The organism is Pseudomonas sp. BBP2017 (genome assembly GCF_003024385.1).
In the GTDB taxonomy this organism is placed as follows: Bacteria; Pseudomonadota; Gammaproteobacteria; order Pseudomonadales; family Pseudomonadaceae; genus Aquipseudomonas.
In genome coordinates this window covers 81,280-100,310 of the sequence record NZ_PVZN01000001.1, presented here as the reverse complement: position 1 = coordinate 100,310, position 19,031 = coordinate 81,280, and the positions used below count along the sequence as shown (strand labels likewise).

The following is a 19,031-nucleotide window of genomic DNA, read 5'->3' as shown; positions in this document are numbered from 1 at the left end:
CTTTGAAAGGTAAACGGCTATGAATAACAACAAACAGCCCGCACTGTTGAGCGTCAATCAGTTGCACAAGACCTACGCCAGCCGCGATGGCCTGGTGACGGCCATTGACCACATCAGCCTGGAGGTGCAGGTCGGTGAGACGGTCGCGCTGGTGGGGGAATCCGGTTGTGGCAAAAGTACGGTAGCCGCGACCTTGCTCGGTCTGCTGCCAGCCGATAGTGGGCAAATTCTAGTTGAAGGTCGACCGCTGCCCACTGATGCCAGGGCGCGGGGCAGGAGCTTGAGTATGGTATTCCAGAACCCGTACGCCTCGCTGAACCCGAAAATGACGATCAAGGCGATTGTTGCCGAGCCGCTGAAGGTTGCCTTTGGTTTGCGCGGTAGCGCCTTGCACGCGCGCATTCTCACGCTGCTGGGAAATGTAGGGATGGGCGAGGAGCACATGGAACGCTATCCCCATGAATTCTCCGGTGGCCAGTTGCAGCGTATCGCTATCGCCCGGGCCCTGGCGCTGGAGTCAAAATTGCTGATCCTCGATGAGCCTACGGCGGCGCTCGACGTGTCGGTCCAGGCCCAGGTGTTGCAACTGCTCAAGACGCTGCAGACCGACAATGGCCTGAGCTACCTGTTCATCAGCCACGACCTTGCGACGGTCGAGTATCTGGCGCAGCAGGTACTGGTGATGTACTTGGGGCGCATCGTCGAGGCCGGTCCTGTGGAACAGGTGTTCGGCCGACCGCGTCATCCCTACACTCGTGCGCTGCTCAATTCAGTGCCTTCCGTCGACCCGGAGCGCCGTGACCAGTTGCAAATCCTGAGTGGCGAGATCCCCAGCCCCTTGAACCGGCCTGCCGGGTGCCACTTCGCCCCCCGTTGTCCGCGGGCCAGTGAGCGTTGTCGCCGAGAGGTGCCAGCTGAGACCCTGGATCACGGCCACCGCTTTTCTTGCCACCACCCTCTGAACGATGAGAACTGAACCCCTATGTACAATAAAAAAGACATGACCGCTCCCGGTATTGGTTATCAGGACTTAAGGCTGATGCAGGGCTATCCGCCGTCCCGGGAAAAGCAAGTTGGCCTGCATAATTGGGACAGTCCGCCCTATAACCGCTGGTCGTTCCAACACATGAGCCAGTTGTTTCCGGTGGCCGCTATTCATCGCAGTCCTGGACCGGTCACCGAACTCGAGCGCAACGAACGCTCACTGGACGACGTACATTTCCAGCGGGTCGACGGCGGACAAACCGATCTGGCGACCTTCTTGACCGATAGTTACACCGATGGTTTTTTGGTGCTTCATCAAGGCAAGGTGGTTTCGGAGCAGTATTTCAACGGTATGCAGCCGCACACGTTGCATCTGTTGCAATCGGTATCCAAGACCGTCGTCGGCAGCCTGGTCGGCAGATTGATCGGCCAGGGCAGAATCGATCCCCAAGCGCGTGTCAGCGACTATGTGCCCGAGCTTTCGGCAAGCGGTTATGGCGACGCCCGGGTAAAGGATCTTCTGGATATGCGCACGGGAGTGAGATTTAGGGAGGACTACACCGATCCGGATGCTGAATTCATCCAGTTGGATATCGCCTCGGGTTGGCGTGAACGGGGAGAGCGGGAGTCACCTGACAGCATTTATGGTTTGTTGAAGTCGCTGAGTAAAGACCGTGAACATGGCCAGTTCTTTGAGTATCGCTCAGTGGATACCGACATGTTGGCCTGGGTCTGTGAGCGGGCCTGCGGCGAACGGCTCCCCGTTTTACTGAGCCGGGAAATCTGGTCAAGACTGGGGGCAGAACAAGACGCGAATATCACCCTCGATTGCGTTGGAACTGCATTGGCCGATGGCGGGATGAGCGCCACGCTGCGTGATCTGGCGCGCTTTGCCCAGATGTATCTTCAGGGTGGACATTTCAACGGCCAACAGATTGTTCCAGAGGAGTTTGTGCGTGCATGCGGCCGTGGTTCCACACCGGCTTTTGAAGTCCTCTATGGCTTCTATGTCAAACACTTTCCTGACGCCGCCTATAGCAATCAGTGCTGGGTGCTGGACAGTGAACAGGGTACCTATTCGGCGCGAGGAGTATTTGGGCAGAGTATCTATTGGGATCCGGCTTCTGAAGTGGCAATCGTAAAACTTTCCAGTTGGCCGGACTTTATCAACTCAGAGTGGACGTTGAATACCTTCCGTGCTTGTGCAGCTGTGGTTGAAGAACTGCAACGCAGCTGACGCGGGAGTGTGAATAACCGCGGCTTGTCACGGACCTCCCAGCCTTGGTGAAGAGGTGCCAATTGCAGGCTCGGCATAGTTACACCCAGACCCGGCTGGCCGCCGGCGGCTGACCCTCCTGGCCCTTACCTGGACGCTGTTCGCAGCCTTCGTTCTGGCGGGCCCTACCCCTTTCATCCAGACCGCGCTTTTGCCGTGGCCGGGATAGCTGTTGCCAACAATAAGACCTACAGAAGAGACGGAGCGACTATGAATTTGAATACTACCCGGGCCTTACGCTCATTGACCGCGCTGGCGCTGTTGGGGGCCCTTTCCACCCCAGCGATGGCGATCCAGGTCACCGACAACCTCGATCTCGGCGGTGCCGTCCGGGCGCGTTGGGACTATGACCCGGATCGCGACATCCAGAAATTCAACTTCGACACCGCGATCCTCAGCGCCAAGTACAACTCCGACACCTGGATCGGCGAGGCCCAATACCGTTTCTACGGTCGAGCCTACCCTTACGAGTACACAAAGAATGTCGGTGACGTCCAGTTCGCCGAATTGGCGTGGATCGGCTACAAGTTCAACCCCGACCAGCAGGTCCAAGTCGGCCTGAACCAGCTGCCGTTCGGTTTGCAGCCGTACTTCGGCAGCACGTTCTACCAAACCCTGGGCAGCGTCGTGGGACTGGAAGACGTGGAAGAAGTCGGCGCCAAGTACATCCAGCAAAGCGGCGACTGGAATATTCAGGCCGGTTACTACCTGCGCCCCGCCTGGCAGGGTAAAGGCACTAGCAACGGTGAAACCTACTCCACCGTGGTCTCCGAGGCGGACAGCTATGTCACCGACGGCAGCAACAACCAGGAACGCAACACAGTGGTCCTGCGGGTGGCCAAGGCGCTGGACTTGGGGCCGTGGAAGTCCGAAGTCGGGATCTCCGGCCTGACCTCGTCCCTGGAGAACCGCGACACCAACAACAATGGCCGGCGCAATGCCATGGCGGTGCACTACATCGGCAAGAACGGCCCATGGGGCGTGCAACTGCAAGCCGCGCGACAGCAGATGTCCCCGCGCAACCCCGGCACCGATGAACTGGTGACTTTCGGCAGTTACGACGCCACCTTCAACGTCGCCAGTCGCGGCAACTTGTACGTGGCGGATGTAAGCTATGACGTCAGCGGCAAGTATCTGTTCGATCAGATCAGCGGTGTGAAGCTGTACGCCAACTACAGCGCTTTCGATAAATCTGCGGACGATTTCAAGACCTCGCAACGGATGATTTTCGGCACCTCGTTCTCCCTCAGCAAACTGTGGATCGCCACGGAATGGTTGTACGGCAAGAATGATCCGGTCATCGGTGGCAGTAGCCTCACCCAGAGTCTGGGGGCTGGTGGGAGTAACCAGTGGGAAAACCAGTTGTACATGAACATCGGTTATTACTTCTGATCCGGATTTTTTGGCGGCAGCCCTAACGTCCTCTTCGCGAGCGGGTTCGCTCCCACAGGTTTAGCGCATAACCTTTGGGAGCGAGCCCGCTCGCGAATACCCCAAGCAACACTTGCATCAGCCCCTGCCAGAGGAGTTGTATAGAACAATTACCACTTCAAGAAAAACAATAAACCTGCCCCACATAACAATGGAGGCCGGTGCGGAGTCATCCTTTCATGCGTCAACTGCCCTCGCTCAACATGCTGCGAGTCTTTGAAGAAGTCGCACGGCATTGCAGTTGCAGCCAAGCGGCGTTGGGTCTGAACGTTACCCAAGGCGCGGTCAGCCGTCAGATCAAGCAGCTCGAAGACTACCTCGGTGTAGCCCTGTTCATTCGTACGCCTCGCTATAGCCTGGGCCATGTCGCTGGAGTTGAAACTGCTGATCCTCGATGAGCCTACGGCGGCGCTCGACGTGCCGGTCCAGGTCCAAGTGCTGCAATTGCTCAAGGCGGTGCAGACCGACAATGGCCTGAGTTACCTGTTTATCAGCCACGACCTTACGATGGTCGAGTATAGGAGCAAAGTGAATGTACATTCCCCCTCAGTTTGAAGAGTCTTGGGTTGGCGTTTTGCAAGAAGTCATTATGCGAAATCGCTTGGATCGCTTGTCACTTGTTCGGATGATGGAGTTGACGCCAATCACCTCCGTTTGAATGGAATTGGCGCTGCGCTGCCGGTACATCGATAGTTTCGTCCGATGCGCTTTCCAAGCGGCCTAAAGAATCAAGAACTCCCATCAGGCTAGCTCTCTACGCTAGAAAATTTTGCCCGATATCTTCCGTCTTTATGCGTGAGATCAATTGGAGCCTGAGCAGAGCGAATTAGAGCTTAAGATCTAGCAAACTCTTGGAGGACACCCGTTGTCTTCTCCGCGTCGTGTTTTCCAACGAAAATGTGATCGTGATAGTTCGCGGCCACTAAGTTACAGCTGATACCAGCGTTTCCGAGGACGGTCGCGAACGCTGCCGTTAACCCCATTGTGATCAATCAATCTAAACACTGGTAGCGTGAAAGGCCTTGTCTGATTGATCTGGTTGCAAACGCCAAGGACGCAGCCTTCTCCAGGCTGTCGTGGAGCGCGGGGCCTGCGGGCGCTAAAAAATATGCGGCGGCAAAAACTGAGTGATGTCTGGCAATGGCTTCAACCCAGCTCGTGGTCCGGAAAGGTTGAGGGCGAGTCATTTTTGAATATTGTTTTTTTTAAAGAGAGGAGTCTTGTATTGTTCGATCTTACCGCTGTGGTGAATGTCATGGGGCTGTGCGCGGTGGCAGTCTTTGCCATTTCTGGTGCGCTGAGTGCGGCGCGCCTAAAAATGGATATCCTGGGGTTTATGCTGATTGGAACAGTCACGGGTATCGGGGGCGGCACACTGCGTGATGTGCTGATGGGGAATCTACCTGTTTTCTGGATCAGAGAACCTATCTGGATTGTGATCTGCCTTGTTTCCTCTGCAGCGACCTATTACGTTGCGCCCAGACTGACTTCGCTTACAGGTGCTCTGCTTTGGATGGATGCAATTGGCATTGCATTGTTCGCAGCGGTGGGTACTGAAGTAGCCCTGCTTGCTGAAGCTTCACCGCTGATCGCAATTTGCATGGGTGTTGTGACTGCAACATTTGGCGGAATTGCGCGTGATGTGTTGTGTGGCAGCAATCTGACCCTGATGAATGAAGAACTGTACATCACTACTACCTTGGCAGGTTCTGTCGCCTACTACGGTCTCAGCACCCTAGCCTATTCGTATAGCTACGATTTGCTTGGCGGTTTTATGGTCGCGTTTACGCTGCGTGCCTTGGCGATCCAATTCAACATCAAGCTGCCTAACCGCTATCGAGCAAGCTAATCTCCGTTGCGTCCCGTCCCTGCGGAGCCAAAAGGAATAGCCCCTCAGCCGGTGGCGGTGGACTGAGCAGACTTAAAGGGTGGGGGGCGGTAAAAATCTTGGACTACCTGGAGGTAGTTCATGTATTCATACGAAGACCGCATCCGAGCGGTTAAGCTCTACATCAAGCCGGGGAAGCGCACTGGGGCGACCATTCGCCAGTTGGGTTACCCGACGAAAAACTCTCTGGAAAAAATCTGGTCGACCCTGTGTGCATCTGCCCTGGACGCGAGGATTCTCATCCAGTCGAATGCTGCGTTCTTTGAAATCATGAAAGAACGCAAAGAAGTTTGCTCACGGGCTTGGCTGTTTGGCATCTTCGTTGCGCTCGGATTGGGGGCTGGGACTGCCAGCATCTCGGTCTGCGGGCATCCCGCCAACAGTTGAATTCGCCAGTGTGATGACGTTGGCTAACTGGCTGCTTGTGTTCTATGAGGTGTGTTTTGACTTGGCCGCCCGGATACTGGGGGCGGCATGAAATGTTGGTCAGCGTTAATACCTTCTTCTACCTATCTGGTTGGTTGACCATCGATCGCATCGGAGTTGACCAGCACGCTTTCCAACCATGAACGACAGAGAACGGCCAGGAACGGTCATACGAGTCTATATCCGCTTTTGGCCTTAATAGCTCGGCAGTTTGATGGCGTCAGCTTTCGGTGAAAGGATTTTCCCGAATAAGGTTTTGAACCCCGGTACTGTGGCGATCCTCAACACCGCGTGGCCAATTGCGATGCCAAGTCGCGAATACGGTGATGCCAATCTCGGCGCGAACTTGTGTACGCTTTGCGCCTGAGCGACGTAAGGGCGCATCAGCTTTTCGTAGGCCGCGAACGCGTGGGCGTCGTCGGGGTGACGACTCAGTTCGTCAGCCAGCACGTAAGCGCCGCATAGCCCCAGGCTAGTGCCCATGCCGCTGATGGGCGATGCGCAATATTCTGCATCACCTACTAGCGCGATGTGGCCCTTAAACCAACGGGGCATTCTGACCTGACCCACCGCGTCCAGGTAAAGGTCGCTTGCATTCTCCAGCGCGTCGAGTACGCGAGGTTCACCATTGCACTGTCAGGTTGATTTGCAACCTGACAGTGCAAAACACGCCCATGCCTCCATTAGTTGCTTACGTTTTTCCAGCAGGTCGCCCCTCCTGTACGCTGCTTCGGTCGCATTGCTGATTTTGTGCGCCAGGGCCATCTCTGAAACAATGTTCGCAAAGTGAGTTGTCTCGGCGGCCCAGTCTCTGAAACTTGACCGAAAGCCATGCATGGTTATGGCTTCACCGGCTTCGTTACGCCAGCCTGGGCCGTCGTTCTTCAGCGATATCTCATCCATGCCTCGGATCTTCTGCAGCATGGCCATATTGGAAAGTGGCCTGCCAGCAGTACGACCGGGAAAAAGCAACTCGCCATTGCTTTCTGCCTTGAGACGACGCAGCGTTTCCAGAGCAGCCTTCGATAGCGGCACTCGATGTTGGCGACCGGCTTTCATTCTGGAGGCAGGTATGGTCCATATCTCATCTTTTAGGTCGATCTCGCCCCAACTACCACTTATAACTTCGCTGGTACGCAGGGCGCACAATACAGTTAGCTCAACCGCGATTGAGCTGAGATCCGTGGAAGCTTTGAGAGCGGCCATGAAAGAGGGAAGTTGCTGCCAGGGGAGGGCTGCATGATTCCTGCGGTCTGCCAGCCTTATTCTGGGTAGCAATTTGTCAAGGTGATATTTCAGGCGCAAGGGAAAAGCTATTGGGTTTTGATACGTCGCTGCACGAGTTGAGCTCGGTTATCGTGGCGGAGATAGAAAGAGTGAAATCTACCATCGAACCTGCTGATGCTGACTCAAACCAGTCCTCGTGACCATCGGTCTGACGTCGTCCTTCCACCAACCCTTGAAGGTACGCTCGCCGCGCTTCAGGGGTGATGGTCTTGTAGCTCGGCCAATAGAGCATGGCGATCTGTCAGGCTCATGAGAAAGCGCGCGATACGAAGCGTGGCGTCGATCAGGAGGGTTCGGTGTTACCAAACGGAGTGGCGCGTTCACAGAGGTAGATCAGTCCCCGGAATGCAACTAAACGCGGTTGTCTTCAACCTAAGATGTTGGTATCGAGCAAGCAGCCTACACTCCGGCGGGCCTGAGGCAGTCCAGCGTCCCGCAGGCCAGAGAGATCGAATCCTGGCTTACCAAGTGATTTTGGTTTGAGTAAAAAAAGGCCCTTTGTTGGATGCGCTTTCGCAATTGCAGGGCTGAATTAAGCTTGGCGCGCTGCTAATGCCGAGTAGCTGTTCATCAGATTGCGATAGTTCGGAATGCGCTGGGTCTGAACGTTACCAAGGTGCGGTCAGCCGTCAGATCAAGCAGCTCGAAGACTACCTCGGTGAGCCCTGTTCATTCGCACGCCTCGCTATCGCCCGGGCCCTGGCACTGAAGTCAAAACTGCTGATCCTCGATGAGCCTACGGCGGCGCTCGACGTGTCCCTGAACACCCGCGCCGTGCGTGAGAGCCTTGAGGCGCTCGTGAAGAGGCTCTGGCCGAAACGCTACCGAAGCGCCCATCGCTGACTGATCCTCAAGCCCGCTGGACCGCTGCTCCAGGAGGCCCAGCGTTTTTCGCCTGTTCCGCGAACTATCTGATCGATACCGAGCACGGCGTCATCGTGGATGTGGCCGGGCAGCTAGCGGCAGATCTGGTCGTATCTTGTCTTCCCGTCACTCTTAATCCCTCAGCACAACGTTTACACTTAACTGCTCCGCACCCTCGAAGGAATCTCCCCGGTGAACGTCAACGACGCCAGTTTCGAAGAATTGCTCAACGCTTTGCATGATGGCGTCTACATCACTGATGGCAACGGCAAGACGCTGAAGGTCAATCAAGCCTATGAGCGCCAGACCGGGCTCAGTGGTGCTGATCTCATCGGCCGATCCATGCAGGAGCTGGTGAAGGAGGGCGTTCTTTCGCAATCGGCCACACTGCGTGTATTGCATGAAGGTCGGCCGGTATCGGTGATGCAGAGCCTGAGTCAGGGCAAGAAATTGTTAGTCAGCGCCACGCCGATTCTCGACGCTGAAAACCGGATTTCATATGTTGTCAGTACCGTACGCGACATGACTGAACTGCTGCGCATGAAACACGAGCGCGATGAGTTGCAACAGCTTAAGCAACTGCGCAACAGCACCGCCAAACTTCATGCTGGTCAACGAGACAGCCTCCTGCGTTCTCCGCTTATGGCCGATCAGGAGGTTTCAGGCCGCGCCTTCTCGCTGGCCCGGCAGGTTGCCAGTAGTTCGGTGAAGGTTCTGCTTCAGGGAGAAACCGGTGTCGGAAAAACCCTCGTAGCGCAATTCATCCACAACGCCAGTCCACGTGCCAGTGAACCATTTCTCGCGCTCAACTGCGGTGCACTGCCCGAGAATCTGATTGAAGCCGAGCTGTTTGGCTATGCGCCTGGAGCGTTCACAGGCGCAGGCCCCAAAGGCAAGCGTGGCCTGTTGGAATTGGCACATCACGGAACATTGTTTCTCGATGAAATTGGTGATTTGCCACTGTCGGTGCAGGTCAAGTTACTCAAGGTGATCGAAGAAAATCGATTCATTCCGGTCGGTGGCCTGGAGTTGAAGGAGGTCGATGTGCGCATCATCAGCGCCACCCACCATGACCTCAAGCGCCTGGTGGCAGAAGGTCGTTTTCGGGCTGATCTGTATTACCGGCTCAATGTGGTGCCGATCAACATTCCGGCACTGCGCGAGCGTCGAGAGGAGATTGCGCCGCTGCTGCATTACTACCTCGATAGATTCAATGTCCGTTATGAACGTCAGGTTCAATGGAGTCTCGAAGCCATCGACCTGATGTGCGACTACACTTGGCCCGGCAACATCCGCGAGTTGATCAACATCGTCGAACGGCTGGTGGTGACCAATCAGACCGGGACTATTGAGGCGCTGGACATGCCTGAGGAGATCCTCGACCTCAACCCGCCGAATACCGATGAAAGCCGCTTACCGCTGCGCAAGGTATTGGAAAACGCCGAGCGCAGTGCGATTCGTGCCGCGCTGCGTGTGCACAAGACCACGCGCCTGGCGGCCAAGGCGTTGGGCGTGAGTCAGGCGACCGTGGTGCAGAAGATGAAACGCTGGGAACATTCCGATTAGGATTCTAATCAGCCCTGAATAAACCGATCAGAAAACTAATCGGGACTGACCGCTAAAAACCCCTCTTATTTTCGTGTGACCCGCGTAAAGGCCCACGCTACAAGGCTTTGCGGGTATTGGCACGTCTTTCGCTATCTCATTTGGCACGTCTTCCAATAAAACAACATCCCTGGACGAGCACAATGAACATCTCTGCTTTCAAAATCGCGAACAAGTTGATCACTGGACAAGGCGCTATCGAGCAGCTTGCCACTGAACTGACTCGCCTCAATGTCAAAAAACCGCTGATCGTCACTGACGCTGTTCTGTTGAAATCCGGCACTGTCGATCTGGCGCTGGCGCAACTGGGTGGTCGCTGTTACGGCATTTTCGATCAGGTCAAACCGGAGCCTGAAATTGCCATCGTTGAGGACTGCACCCGCGCCTATCGCGAGGGCAGCCACGACGGGTTGATTGCTGTGGGTGGCGGCAGCGCAATCGACATCGCCAAAGGCGTCGCGGCGTTTGCCGGACATGAAGGCCCGCTGGCCGAACTTTTCGGTGTCGATCTGGTGAAACGCAAAGGCCCCGTGCTGATTGCCATTCCGACTACCGCTGGCACCGGTTCGGAAGTGACCAACGTGGCAATCTTTTCTGACAAGCAAGCGAAGCTGAAGAAAGGCATTGTCAGCGACTACCTGCTGCCTGACGTAGCACTGGTCAGCCCGATCATGACCCTGACTTGTCCACGCAGTGTGACGGCGGCCAGCGGTGTCGACGCGCTGGTGCATGCGGTCGAATCCTACCTTTCGGTGAATGCTTCGCCCATCACTGATGCCATCGCGCTGGGTGCGATCAAGCTGATCGCCAAGGCGCTGCCCAAGACTTATGCCAATCCTTCCAACCTCCAAGCCCGGGAAGACATGGCCACCGCCAGCCTGATGGCCGGCATGGCATTTGGCAACGCAGGGGTAGGCGCAGTGCATGCGCTGGCGTATCCGTTGGGCGGCCGGTTCAACATCGCCCATGGTGTCAGCAATGCCTTGCTGCTGCCGTACGTGATGGAGTGGAACAAGATGGCCTGCGTCGAGCGCTTCCGTGACATCGCCGAAGCCATGGGCGTGCGTGTCGCAGACCTGAACGACAAGGATGCGGCGGATCAGGCTGTCAAAGCCATGGCGGATCTATGTGCCGCTGTGGATATCCCAACCGGTATGCGCAGTTTCAACGTGCCTGAGGATGCCATCCCGGCGATGGCCGAAGAGGCCAGTAAGATCGACCGCTTGATGCGCAACAACCCGCGCAAGTTGACCGCCACCGATATTGAGAAAATCTACCGCGCAGCCTACTGATCCCGAAAAGCCGCGACGCCCCAGCCTGTCGGTTCGGGCGTCTGCCATTACAAGACCAATAAAATAGGTGCACTCAATGTCCAACACTCCTGCGCAACGGAGCGAAAGCCCGTACATCCCGCTGGGTCCTTTCAAGGTTCGGTTGCCGTTTGTTCACTACAGAATCGAGCTTCCGGACTACCTTCAAGGCTTGCTGATGTGTGCCGTGGATCTGGCCGCCATTCCGCTGATGACCGAACTGCTCGGCATGCCATTTGAGGTCGCGCTGGCCGTCGTGATGCTCAACGGCTTGCTTTACCTCGTGCACCATTTGCTCGGTGACCCGACCGTACCTGGCTGGATCACCCCGGCGGTACCCCTGTTGATGGCTTACTGTGCTCAATTTCCAGTGGGCCCGGAGCGTGTCCACGCCTTGATTGCCTTCCAGTTGATGTTGGGGATTTTTTCAATTGCCCTAGGGGCGACCGGGATGGCGAAGAAGGTTGTGGAGTATGTGCCCTCGGCGATCAAATCCGGGATTATCGTCGGTGCCGGCTTGAGTGCGGTGATCGCGGTGTTCCAGGTTGGCGGTAAATTCAATGTGCTGCCCTGGACGATTTCCATTGCGGTCGGCATCGCCTTCTATCTGATCTTCTCCCAGCACTTCAACGAACTGAAGCAGCGTAACCGCTTCTGGTGGAACTTCGCCAAACTGGGGATCTTGCCGATCATTCTGTTGGCGGTGGTGATTGCGCCGCTGTTCGGTGAAGCGCCTTGGCCAACCATTCAGTGGGGCGTCAGCAAACCGGATTTCGCCGGGCTGTGGAGCAACTACACCGTGTTCGGTCTGGGCATGCCGCCACTGTCGATGTTCATCTCCGCGCTGCCGACCATGCTGGCGGTGTACATCATTGTCTTCGGCGATGTGCTTAGTGCGAAATCGCTCCTCGATGAGGCAGAAACTGTCCGCACTGATGAAGTCGTCGACTACAACGCCGATCGCTCTCACCTGATCTTCGGCGCGCGTAATGCGTTCATGAGTATCTTCGGCCCGGATGTCGCCATGTGCGGCCCAAAATGGGCGGCGATGCTGGTGGTGGTGATCGAGCGTTTTAAAGGTGGGCCGAAGGCGATGAAGTCGATCATCGGCGGTGTCGGGTCGTTCCGTTGGGGGACCAACACCGGTCTGCTGTTGTTGCCGGTAGTGACTCTGGTACAGCCGATTCTCGGTGTTGCCCTGTCGCTGACGTTGCTGATTCAGGGTTATGTGAGTGTGCGTCTGGGCATCCTTGAAGCTCGTAGCCAGCGCGACTTGGGTATCGCGGGCGTGATCGGCGCGGTACTGGCGATCAAGGGTGCGAGCTGGGCATTCGGGATTGGCGTTGTGTTGTGTTTGCTGATCTACGGTAAAAACTTCTTCAAAGGCGAGGTGGATGGGACATTTGCCAAGGATCTGAAGGCGGCGGATACCAAGCCGGCCAAAGGTGCGGAGTCGCCCAAGACTACTAAGAAGGTAGCAGAAGAGGCTATGGCTGACTGACAGGCCTGAGTCGCTCAATCTGACACTATTGCGGTGAGCTTCCTCCCACAGGTTTTGTATTGATCACTTCATCTGTGATCAATACTCATACATTTGTGGGAGGAGCCACGGGCTAACTCCAGCCACGCCCCACGAAAGAAAGTTCTCCTTGCCTTCGCCATGCGAGCGATACCTTCCAGGTTAGCGATGGTGGTCAGGTTTCTGCGATCGTGAAGCTGTTAGTGTCAAGTGTGTCGCAGAATATGCGGGGAGGAGGGTATCTCCGACAATTCGCAGTCGTACTTCCACCGAGACGAATAGACAGATACAAGCTGTCGTCTCTATGCTGGCAGCGACTTTATAAAAACAATCAAAAAAAGCCATGAACCGTACTGCTTACTTCTGCTTGCTGCGCAAGTGGCTCGCCCGGCCGCACGGCAGCCTGGTGGCACGCTATACCTTGCTGTCCGTCTTTGTGATGAGCATCGCCCTCATTATGCTGGCAGTGCTCTATGAGCAATTGGCCAAAGATTTGCTCAATCGCTTGACTGGTGAACGTCTGGACGCCCAGGCCTTGTCCACGGCGAACCGCTTGTCATCATTTCTCGATGATCGCTTTTACCAGGTCTCGGCATTGTCCAATCACCCTAACATGCCGGGGTTTATTGCCGATCAGTCCGCCCCCGGCAGTGACGTGGAGTCTTTGCTCAAGATCGAAGCGGATTTTCCGTTTCTGTATGGCGTGTTGTTTTTCGATGAACAGGATCATTTGGTCAACGTGCTGCCGGGGCAAGCCGCCTCTGGTGAGCCCTATTGGACCAGCACTCATTGGTCTATCGCCGGGCTGCCGATCCAGTGGGTCGGTGATATCGAAGTGATCGGGCCATTGCTGGCCGAACCCGGGCGCTCTGGTGGCTTCTTGATCCGCAAGACCATCCGCAATGGTCGCACCGATCACCGCGTGCGCATCGCCTTGCACCTGCGCCTTGCATCGCTCACCGAGTTGCTCGTCAGTGCCGGGATGAGCGGGGTGGTTGCGCCGTTGCTGCGGGTGCCAGGCGGTGCCTTTATCGACCCCACCGGGCGCGCGGTCGAGGCGCCGAGTCAATGGCGTGACGGCCCACAGATAATTCCCGGTTGGCAACTGGTGTTCAGAGTACAGCCTGGGGCCATCCTCAAGCCGTTGAACGATGCACGCTGGTGGTTGTACTGGATAGCTGCTGGTTTTATCGTGTTTATCCTCATAGTGTTTTTTACTCTGTCCCGACAGTTGCGCTCGCGGGTCAGCACCTTGTTACAGGGCGCTCATCAGTTGTCCATGGGCGACCTGAGTTATCGCCTGGCTGAACAGCCCCGTGAAGACGAAATCAACCATGTAGCGCGGGCGTTCAATGTAATGGCAGCACGCTTGGCGGACATGTTGGAAAACACTGTGCGGACGGAAAATCTCGCGGTACTGGGGGCCTTTGCCACGGGCGTGGCCCATGAGGTGCGCAATCCCCTGACAACCATGAAAACTACAGTGCAAGCCTTGCTGCGCCGAGAAGAGGAACCCGAACGACGCCACTTGCTGACCGACCTGGGCAAGGAAATCGACCGCTTGTCCCATGTCACCAGCGATCTGTTGGAATATGGAAGACCTCACCCGGCTCAACCCGAGGTGGTTGCCGTGGCGCCGTTGTTCGAGCAGATCGTCCGGATGGCAGGGCCGGACGACCCGCAATTGCTGTGCGAAACAGAGCCAGGCTTGCAGCTTTACGTCGACCCGGATCAGGTCCGGCAGATCCTGGTCAACCTTTGTTTGAATGCTTTCCAGGCTTGCGACAACCAGAGCCCCGTGCGCCTGTGCGCCAAAGTATGGGGCGGGCAGGTGCGAGTCATGGTCATTGACCAGGGATGCGGTATCTCCGAGGCGGACTTGCAGCGCATCCGCCAACCGTTTTTTACCTCCAAGGCGCGGGGTACCGGGCTGGGGCTGAGCATCAGTCAGCAACTGCTGGAAGCCAACGGTGCGCGCATGGACATTATCAGTACGCTTGGCGTAGGGACTCAGGTGATCCTGGACTTCCCCGCGCCCCCAGGGAGCGAGGCGAAGTAAACCACCGATGTCTGACATTCACGTTTTGATAGTAGATGACGAAGAGGCGCTGGTGCGCTCCCTCAGCTATGCCCTGCGCGGCGAAGGAATGCGCATCAGCACAGCGGGCAGTGGTGAGGCAGCGCTGGAGCTGTTGGCGGGGGAGACCACCGGCATCGATATCGTGCTGCTTGACCTCGGCTTACCGGGCATCGATGGCATGGCCACGTTGGACGGTATACGCCAGCTTCACACCCAACTGCCGGTGATCATGATTTCTGCTCACGGTGATACCCGCGCCGCCGTACAGGCAGTGAAAAGCGGCGCCACTGACTACCTTACAAAACCTTTTGAACTCGACGACCTGCTGGCGACCATCACCAGCACCTTGTCATTGGCCAGATGCGAAGAACCCGCAGTAGCGGTGAGTGATGAACTGGCCGCTGGCCTGCTCGGCCATAGCCCGGCGATGAGCACCTTGCACGCAGCGGTGGGGCGCATTGCCCGTAGTTCCGCGACGCGGATTTTGTTGCTTGGAGAGTCCGGCACGGGGAAGACTTTGGTCGCCCAAGCCCTGCACAACCATAGCGGGCGGGGCGGGCAACCGTTTATCGAGGTCAACTGTGCGGCATTGCCGGAGCAGTTGATCGAGGCAGAGTTGTTTGGTTCGGAAAAAGGCGCGTATACCGGCGCTCACCAAAAGCGTGCCGGGCTGGTCAGTCAGGCAAATGGCGGCACGCTGTTTCTCGATGAGATCGGCGAATTGCCGCTGGCGCTTCAAGCCAAGCTCCTGCATTTTCTTGAGAACGGCAGCTACCGAGCCGTGGGCGCCAGTGCCGCGAGTAGCGCGGATGTGCGGGTGGTGGCGGCGACCAATCGGGATCTGGCTGATGACGTGCAATCGGGACGGTTTCGTGAGGACCTGTTCTATCGCCTGAACGTGATCACACTGGATATTCCTTCACTGCGCGAGCGCGGTGAAGACGTGCTGTTGCTGGCCCAGCATTTCGCTCGGCGCCAGGCTGTGGAGGAAGGGGTCGAACCGATCCGCTTCCTGCCGGACAGCGCCCAGGCATTGGTCCATCACCGCTGGCCGGGGAATGTGCGCGAGCTAAAAAACCTGGTAGAGCGCTTGACCATACTGTCACCGGGGCAGGCGATCAGCGTGGCGATGTTGCCTTCAGCATTGCAAGGCCTGCAGATCGAGCCACTGGTACTGGGCGAGCAGCTCGAGCTCGCCGAGCGTGATCTGGTCACCGATGCTCTGAGCCGCGCATCGGGCCATAAGGGCCTGGCAGCAAGCTTGTTGGGGATTTCCCGGCACGCGCTCAAGCGCCGTCTGCATCGCCTGGGACTGGATCGCTCGACCGAGCGGTAACCGCTCAACAATGCGCGCAGGTTGAGCGCCAAGCGCTCAATGCAATCGTCGCAAATCTCAGTAGCCGCTGCCGAGGCAAGTGGCTGCGATCAATTTCAAGCGCGCTCACCCCGGGCGCCCGGTATGCCTGGAAGACTGTATTTCCAAGCTGGCGGCCGCTATGTGTCCGATCACAGCCACTTGCCTGCAACGGCTACAAGCGTTTCAGCCTTTCTGGCACACCCTTTGCTCTATCCCTCTGGCTAACTAACAAGAGGCGTTGCCAACGCCCTAAAGGATATTTATGTCTCTGCCACGTCCATGGTTTTATTGCTCGCTCACAGTGTGCAGTCTTTTGCTGAGCGTTGTTGCCTCAGCTCAAGTCGGCCGCGTGGAGTTGGGCGCGGCCGCCTCTCAGGCGGACCTGACGATGGGCTGCCTTTACCCGATGACCGAGCGTGCAGCGATCTACGGCCAGGACAGCATCGCCGGGATCCAGATTGCCCTAGGCGAGTTGCAGGCTCAGCGCGAGGCCGGCCAGCAAGGTCCACGTCTGCGCGTGATCATCGATGACGATCAGTCCAAGGCTTCCTATGGCGTAGGCCTGGCGAAAAACTTCATCCACCAGGACGGTGTGCAAGTGCTGTGCGGTATGGTCTCGTCCGGCGTGGGGCTGGCGGTCAGTCAATTGGCCAAGCGCGAGAAAGTACTGATGATCGGCACCGACCATGCGTCCTCGCGCATGACCCTGGAAAACGGCCACCCGTACTATTTCCGCGTCACCAATGACACTTGGACCTCGATGGCCGCTGGTGCCCGCTACCTGCAAGCCCTGCAACAACAAACCGGATGGAAACGCCTGGCGTTCATAGGCCCGGATTACGAATACGGCCACGTTTCACGCGATGACTTGCACGAGGCCTTTACCCAGCTGGGTGTCAAGTTCGAGGACGTCACCGAACTCTGGCCACGCCTGTATGAGCCTGACTACTCCGCCTATATTGCCGCTCTGGAACAAGCTAAACCCGACATCATTGTCTCGGCCCTGTGGGGCGGTGACTTCCAGGCCTTCGTCAAGCAGGCAGCAAGCACCCAGTTGTTCGCCACCTCGCGCCTAGCCAATTTCGACACCGGTGGTAACTACGATTTCCTGGTGTCCTTGGGCGACCAGGCTCTGCCAGGGCTGATCCTGTCGGCACGGCACCATAACAACTGGCCGGATACGCCGCGCAATCGTTCCTTTGTCGAGCGCTTCCAGGCCATCAACGGTCGCTACCCGACCTATGCCGCCGAAGGTGCCTACACCGGTGTCATGGTGTTAGCCAAAGCCTATGAAAAAGCGCTGGGCAGCGTCGACGCCCCGGATTTGATACGTGCCTTGGAAGGCTTGGAAGTTGCCTTGCCAGAAGATCCGCCCGGGTTCGTCTCAAGGATCGATCCGCAAACCCACCAGATCCAGCAGACCCAGGCAATTGGCACTCCGGTGCTCAACAACGATTACCCGCCTGCCAAGGTGATGCTGGGTAATTGGGTGGTGTATTCCGCCCAGGAACTGCAGCAGAACAGCGCAGCCATCAAGCGTCGAATGAGCGCTGAAAGCCCTGACTCGAAAAAGAGTCGTCCCGAGAGTCCCTAGTCAATTCATCAATCGAAAGTGAAAGCACAGATGAACAATTATAAGAAAAACATACTGAAGCACCGTTTGACCCTCGCTATTACCGCTGGCGTGGCCCTGTCCATGGGCTCCTCGGCCATGGCTGCCGAGAACGGTAAGTTTCGTATCGGCGTGGTGACTTTCCTATCGGGCCCAGCAGCGGGGCCGTTCGGTGAGCCGTCCGCGAACGCTGCCAAAGTGCTGGTGGAAGGGCTAAACCAAGGCAAGCTCCCAGCGCCTTACAACACCATTGGTATCAACGGTGCCGAAATCGAGGTGGTGATTATCGACGAAGCGGGCGGCGCGGCTAAACAGGTCGAAGAGTTCCGTAATCTGGTGCAGCGCCAGAAGGTCGATGCAGTGGTGGGCTACATTTCCTCCGGCGACTGCCTGGCCATTGCGCCTGTGGCCGAAGAGCTGGGTGCCATGACCGTGTTTTACGATTGCGGCACTTCTCAGCTGTTCAACGAAGACAAGACCCCGCAGTTTGTGTTCCGCACCGGCCTTGATGCGGCTGTGGACAATATCGGCGCTGCCCGTTATTTGACCAAGGCCCGCCCCGACGCGCAGAAAGTTGCCGGCATTCAGCAGAACTACGCCTTTGGGCAAGACAGCTGGAAAGACTTCACCCATTCCATGGAGCATTTGATGCCCAAGGCTAAGGTGGTCGAGTCGCAGATGCCTAAGGTCTTCCAGGGCCAATACGGTGCCGAGATTTCCGCTCTGTCGGTCAAGCGCCCGGACATAATCCACTCCAGCTTCTGGGGCGGCGACATGGAAGCGCTTGTGTTGCAAGCCAATGCCCGTGGTTTGTTGGAAGACGCCACCGCGGTTTTGACCTGCGGCGAGTCCGCCCTGGACCGCTACAAGGACCAGGCTCCCAACGGCATGGTCATAGGCGGCCGTGGCCCGTTTGGTGCGTTCGCGCCGGATAACGAACTCAATCGCTGGTTCAAGGACAAGTACCAAGTCGCTTACAGCACTGCGCCAACTTACCCGGCGAGCAAAATGGCCCAAGCCATTCTCGGCCTCAAGCACGCAGCGGAAAACGCCAAGGTTGAACCGGGCAAGATCCCCGCGCCGCAGGAAATCGCCAAGGCCTTTAAGGGCGCGACTTTTGAGTCGGTGTCCGGCACGGTGCAAATGGCCCGCGCTGGAGGGCATCAGGCGATGCAGGGCATTTCCTATGGTGAGTACCAATACGACAAGGCGAGCAAGAAGGGCGGCGTGCAAAACGTCATCGCCTTCTCCGGCGAATGCGTGACGCCACCAGACGGCACTGCTGCTCTGGAATGGATCAAGGCTGGCTTCCCCGGTGCCCAGTGTAACTGATCAACCTCGCTTGATTGTTCCGAAGTGGCGGCCCGTTCGGCGTCGCCACCTTTATGCCAA

15 protein-coding genes and 4 pseudogenes are annotated in these 19,031 nt (G+C 57.1%); 15 read left to right on the top strand and 4 right to left on the bottom strand.

The window, feature by feature from the left end; all coding sequences use genetic code 11:
- The first annotated feature begins 19 nt into the window (after positions 1–19).
- From C6382_RS00440 to C6382_RS24485, 7 genes and pseudogenes are all read left to right on the top strand, one after another.
- Positions 20–976: an ABC transporter ATP-binding protein gene (locus C6382_RS00440; protein ID WP_107022610.1), complete on the top strand. Its 957-nt coding sequence runs from the start codon at positions 20–22 to the stop codon at positions 974–976.
- A 6-nt stretch (positions 977–982) separates the two neighbouring features.
- Positions 983–2,221 (top strand): serine hydrolase, encoded by a 1,239-nt coding sequence (locus C6382_RS00435; protein WP_107022609.1) that lies wholly within the window; start codon positions 983–985, stop codon positions 2,219–2,221.
- A 249-nt stretch (positions 2,222–2,470) separates the two neighbouring features.
- Complete coding sequence (locus tag C6382_RS00430) at positions 2,471–3,652, top strand: hypothetical protein (protein ID WP_107022608.1); 1,182 nt, start codon at positions 2,471–2,473, stop codon at positions 3,650–3,652.
- A gap of 218 nt (positions 3,653–3,870) precedes the next feature.
- Positions 3,871–4,041, top strand: a pseudogene (locus tag C6382_RS00425) (LysR family transcriptional regulator); the annotation flags it as partial.
- A gap of 13 nt (positions 4,042–4,054) precedes the next feature.
- The gene (locus C6382_RS00420) at positions 4,055–4,246 is read left to right on the top strand and encodes a hypothetical protein (protein ID WP_371919541.1); all 192 of its coding nucleotides are present in this window, start codon (positions 4,055–4,057) and stop codon (positions 4,244–4,246) included.
- A gap of 670 nt (positions 4,247–4,916) precedes the next feature.
- The gene (locus tag C6382_RS00410; protein WP_218276232.1) at positions 4,917–5,540 is read left to right on the top strand and encodes a trimeric intracellular cation channel family protein; all 624 of its coding nucleotides are present in this window, start codon (positions 4,917–4,919) and stop codon (positions 5,538–5,540) included.
- A gap of 120 nt (positions 5,541–5,660) precedes the next feature.
- Positions 5,661–5,780 (top strand): annotated as a pseudogene (locus C6382_RS24485) (integrase); the annotation flags it as partial.
- Between the two features lie 420 nt (positions 5,781–6,200).
- On the opposite strand, the gene C6382_RS00400 reads toward C6382_RS24485, so the two are convergent.
- From C6382_RS00400 to C6382_RS00385, 4 genes and pseudogenes are all read right to left on the bottom strand, one after another.
- On the bottom strand, positions 6,201–6,560 hold the full coding sequence (locus tag C6382_RS00400) for a hypothetical protein (RefSeq protein ID WP_256588865.1): 360 nt from the start codon (positions 6,558–6,560) through the stop codon (positions 6,201–6,203).
- An 81-nt stretch (positions 6,561–6,641) separates the two neighbouring features.
- Positions 6,642–7,283, bottom strand: a complete 642-nt coding sequence (locus C6382_RS00395) for a site-specific integrase (RefSeq protein WP_256588911.1) — start codon at positions 7,281–7,283, stop codon at positions 6,642–6,644.
- 4 nt (positions 7,284–7,287) lie between these two features.
- Positions 7,288–7,524, bottom strand: coding sequence for a TerB N-terminal domain-containing protein (locus tag C6382_RS00390; RefSeq protein WP_256588864.1), 237 nt, complete (start codon positions 7,522–7,524; stop codon positions 7,288–7,290).
- Between the two features lie 300 nt (positions 7,525–7,824).
- Positions 7,825–7,908, bottom strand: a pseudogene (locus C6382_RS00385) (hydrolase); the annotation flags it as partial.
- Between the two features lie 143 nt (positions 7,909–8,051).
- On the opposite strand from C6382_RS00385, the pseudogene C6382_RS00380 reads away from it, so the two are divergent.
- From C6382_RS00380 to C6382_RS00345, 8 genes and pseudogenes are all read left to right on the top strand, one after another.
- A pseudogene (locus C6382_RS00380) lies at positions 8,052–8,239 on the top strand (IS5/IS1182 family transposase); the annotation flags it as partial.
- Positions 8,240–8,348: 109 nt separating this feature from the next.
- Positions 8,349–9,722 (top strand): sigma-54-dependent Fis family transcriptional regulator, encoded by a 1,374-nt coding sequence (locus tag C6382_RS00375; RefSeq protein WP_107022605.1) that lies wholly within the window; start codon positions 8,349–8,351, stop codon positions 9,720–9,722.
- 182 nt (positions 9,723–9,904) lie between these two features.
- The gene (locus tag C6382_RS00370; protein WP_107022604.1) at positions 9,905–11,053 is read left to right on the top strand and encodes an iron-containing alcohol dehydrogenase; all 1,149 of its coding nucleotides are present in this window, start codon (positions 9,905–9,907) and stop codon (positions 11,051–11,053) included.
- Between the two features lie 76 nt (positions 11,054–11,129).
- Entirely contained in the window at positions 11,130–12,572 is a 1,443-nt protein-coding gene (locus C6382_RS00365) for a hypothetical protein (protein WP_107022603.1), read from the top strand.
- A gap of 361 nt (positions 12,573–12,933) precedes the next feature.
- The gene (locus C6382_RS00360; RefSeq protein ID WP_107022602.1) at positions 12,934–14,649 is read left to right on the top strand and encodes a HAMP domain-containing sensor histidine kinase; all 1,716 of its coding nucleotides are present in this window, start codon (positions 12,934–12,936) and stop codon (positions 14,647–14,649) included.
- A 7-nt stretch (positions 14,650–14,656) separates the two neighbouring features.
- Positions 14,657–16,006 carry a sigma-54 dependent transcriptional regulator gene (locus C6382_RS00355; RefSeq protein ID WP_107022601.1) on the top strand — a complete coding sequence of 450 codons (1,350 nt, stop codon included), beginning with the start codon at positions 14,657–14,659 and terminating at the stop codon, positions 16,004–16,006.
- Between the two features lie 409 nt (positions 16,007–16,415).
- Entirely contained in the window at positions 16,416–17,621 is a 1,206-nt protein-coding gene (locus C6382_RS00350; RefSeq protein WP_256588861.1) for an ABC transporter substrate-binding protein, read from the top strand.
- A gap of 30 nt (positions 17,622–17,651) precedes the next feature.
- Complete coding sequence (locus tag C6382_RS00345) at positions 17,652–18,971, top strand: ABC transporter substrate-binding protein (RefSeq protein WP_107022599.1); 1,320 nt, start codon at positions 17,652–17,654, stop codon at positions 18,969–18,971.
- Positions 18,972–19,031: the final 60 nt, after the last annotated feature.

What these genes read in the sequence shown, in the direction of transcription:
- C6382_RS00440 (WP_107022610.1), top strand. Translation starts at nt 20, where the DNA reads ATGAATAACAACAAACAGCCCGCACTGTTGAGCGTCAATCAGTTGCAC.
- C6382_RS00435 (WP_107022609.1), top strand. Translation starts at nt 983, where the DNA reads ATGTACAATAAAAAAGACATGACCGCTCCCGGTATTGGTTATCAGGAC.
- C6382_RS00430 (WP_107022608.1), top strand. Translation starts at nt 2,471, where the DNA reads ATGAATTTGAATACTACCCGGGCCTTACGCTCATTGACCGCGCTGGCG.
- C6382_RS00420 (WP_371919541.1), top strand. Translation starts at nt 4,055, where the DNA reads ATGTCGCTGGAGTTGAAACTGCTGATCCTCGATGAGCCTACGGCGGCG.
- C6382_RS00400 (WP_256588865.1), bottom strand. Translation starts at nt 6,560, where the DNA reads ATGCCCCGTTGGTTTAAGGGCCACATCGCGCTAGTAGGTGATGCAGAA.
- C6382_RS00390 (WP_256588864.1), bottom strand. Translation starts at nt 7,524, where the DNA reads ATGCTCTATTGGCCGAGCTACAAGACCATCACCCCTGAAGCGCGGCGA.
- C6382_RS00370 (WP_107022604.1), top strand. Translation starts at nt 9,905, where the DNA reads ATGAACATCTCTGCTTTCAAAATCGCGAACAAGTTGATCACTGGACAA.
- C6382_RS00365 (WP_107022603.1), top strand. Translation starts at nt 11,130, where the DNA reads ATGTCCAACACTCCTGCGCAACGGAGCGAAAGCCCGTACATCCCGCTG.
- C6382_RS00360 (WP_107022602.1), top strand. Translation starts at nt 12,934, where the DNA reads ATGAACCGTACTGCTTACTTCTGCTTGCTGCGCAAGTGGCTCGCCCGG.
- C6382_RS00355 (WP_107022601.1), top strand. Translation starts at nt 14,657, where the DNA reads ATGTCTGACATTCACGTTTTGATAGTAGATGACGAAGAGGCGCTGGTG.
- C6382_RS00350 (WP_256588861.1), top strand. Translation starts at nt 16,416, where the DNA reads ATGGGCTGCCTTTACCCGATGACCGAGCGTGCAGCGATCTACGGCCAG.
- C6382_RS00345 (WP_107022599.1), top strand. Translation starts at nt 17,652, where the DNA reads ATGAACAATTATAAGAAAAACATACTGAAGCACCGTTTGACCCTCGCT.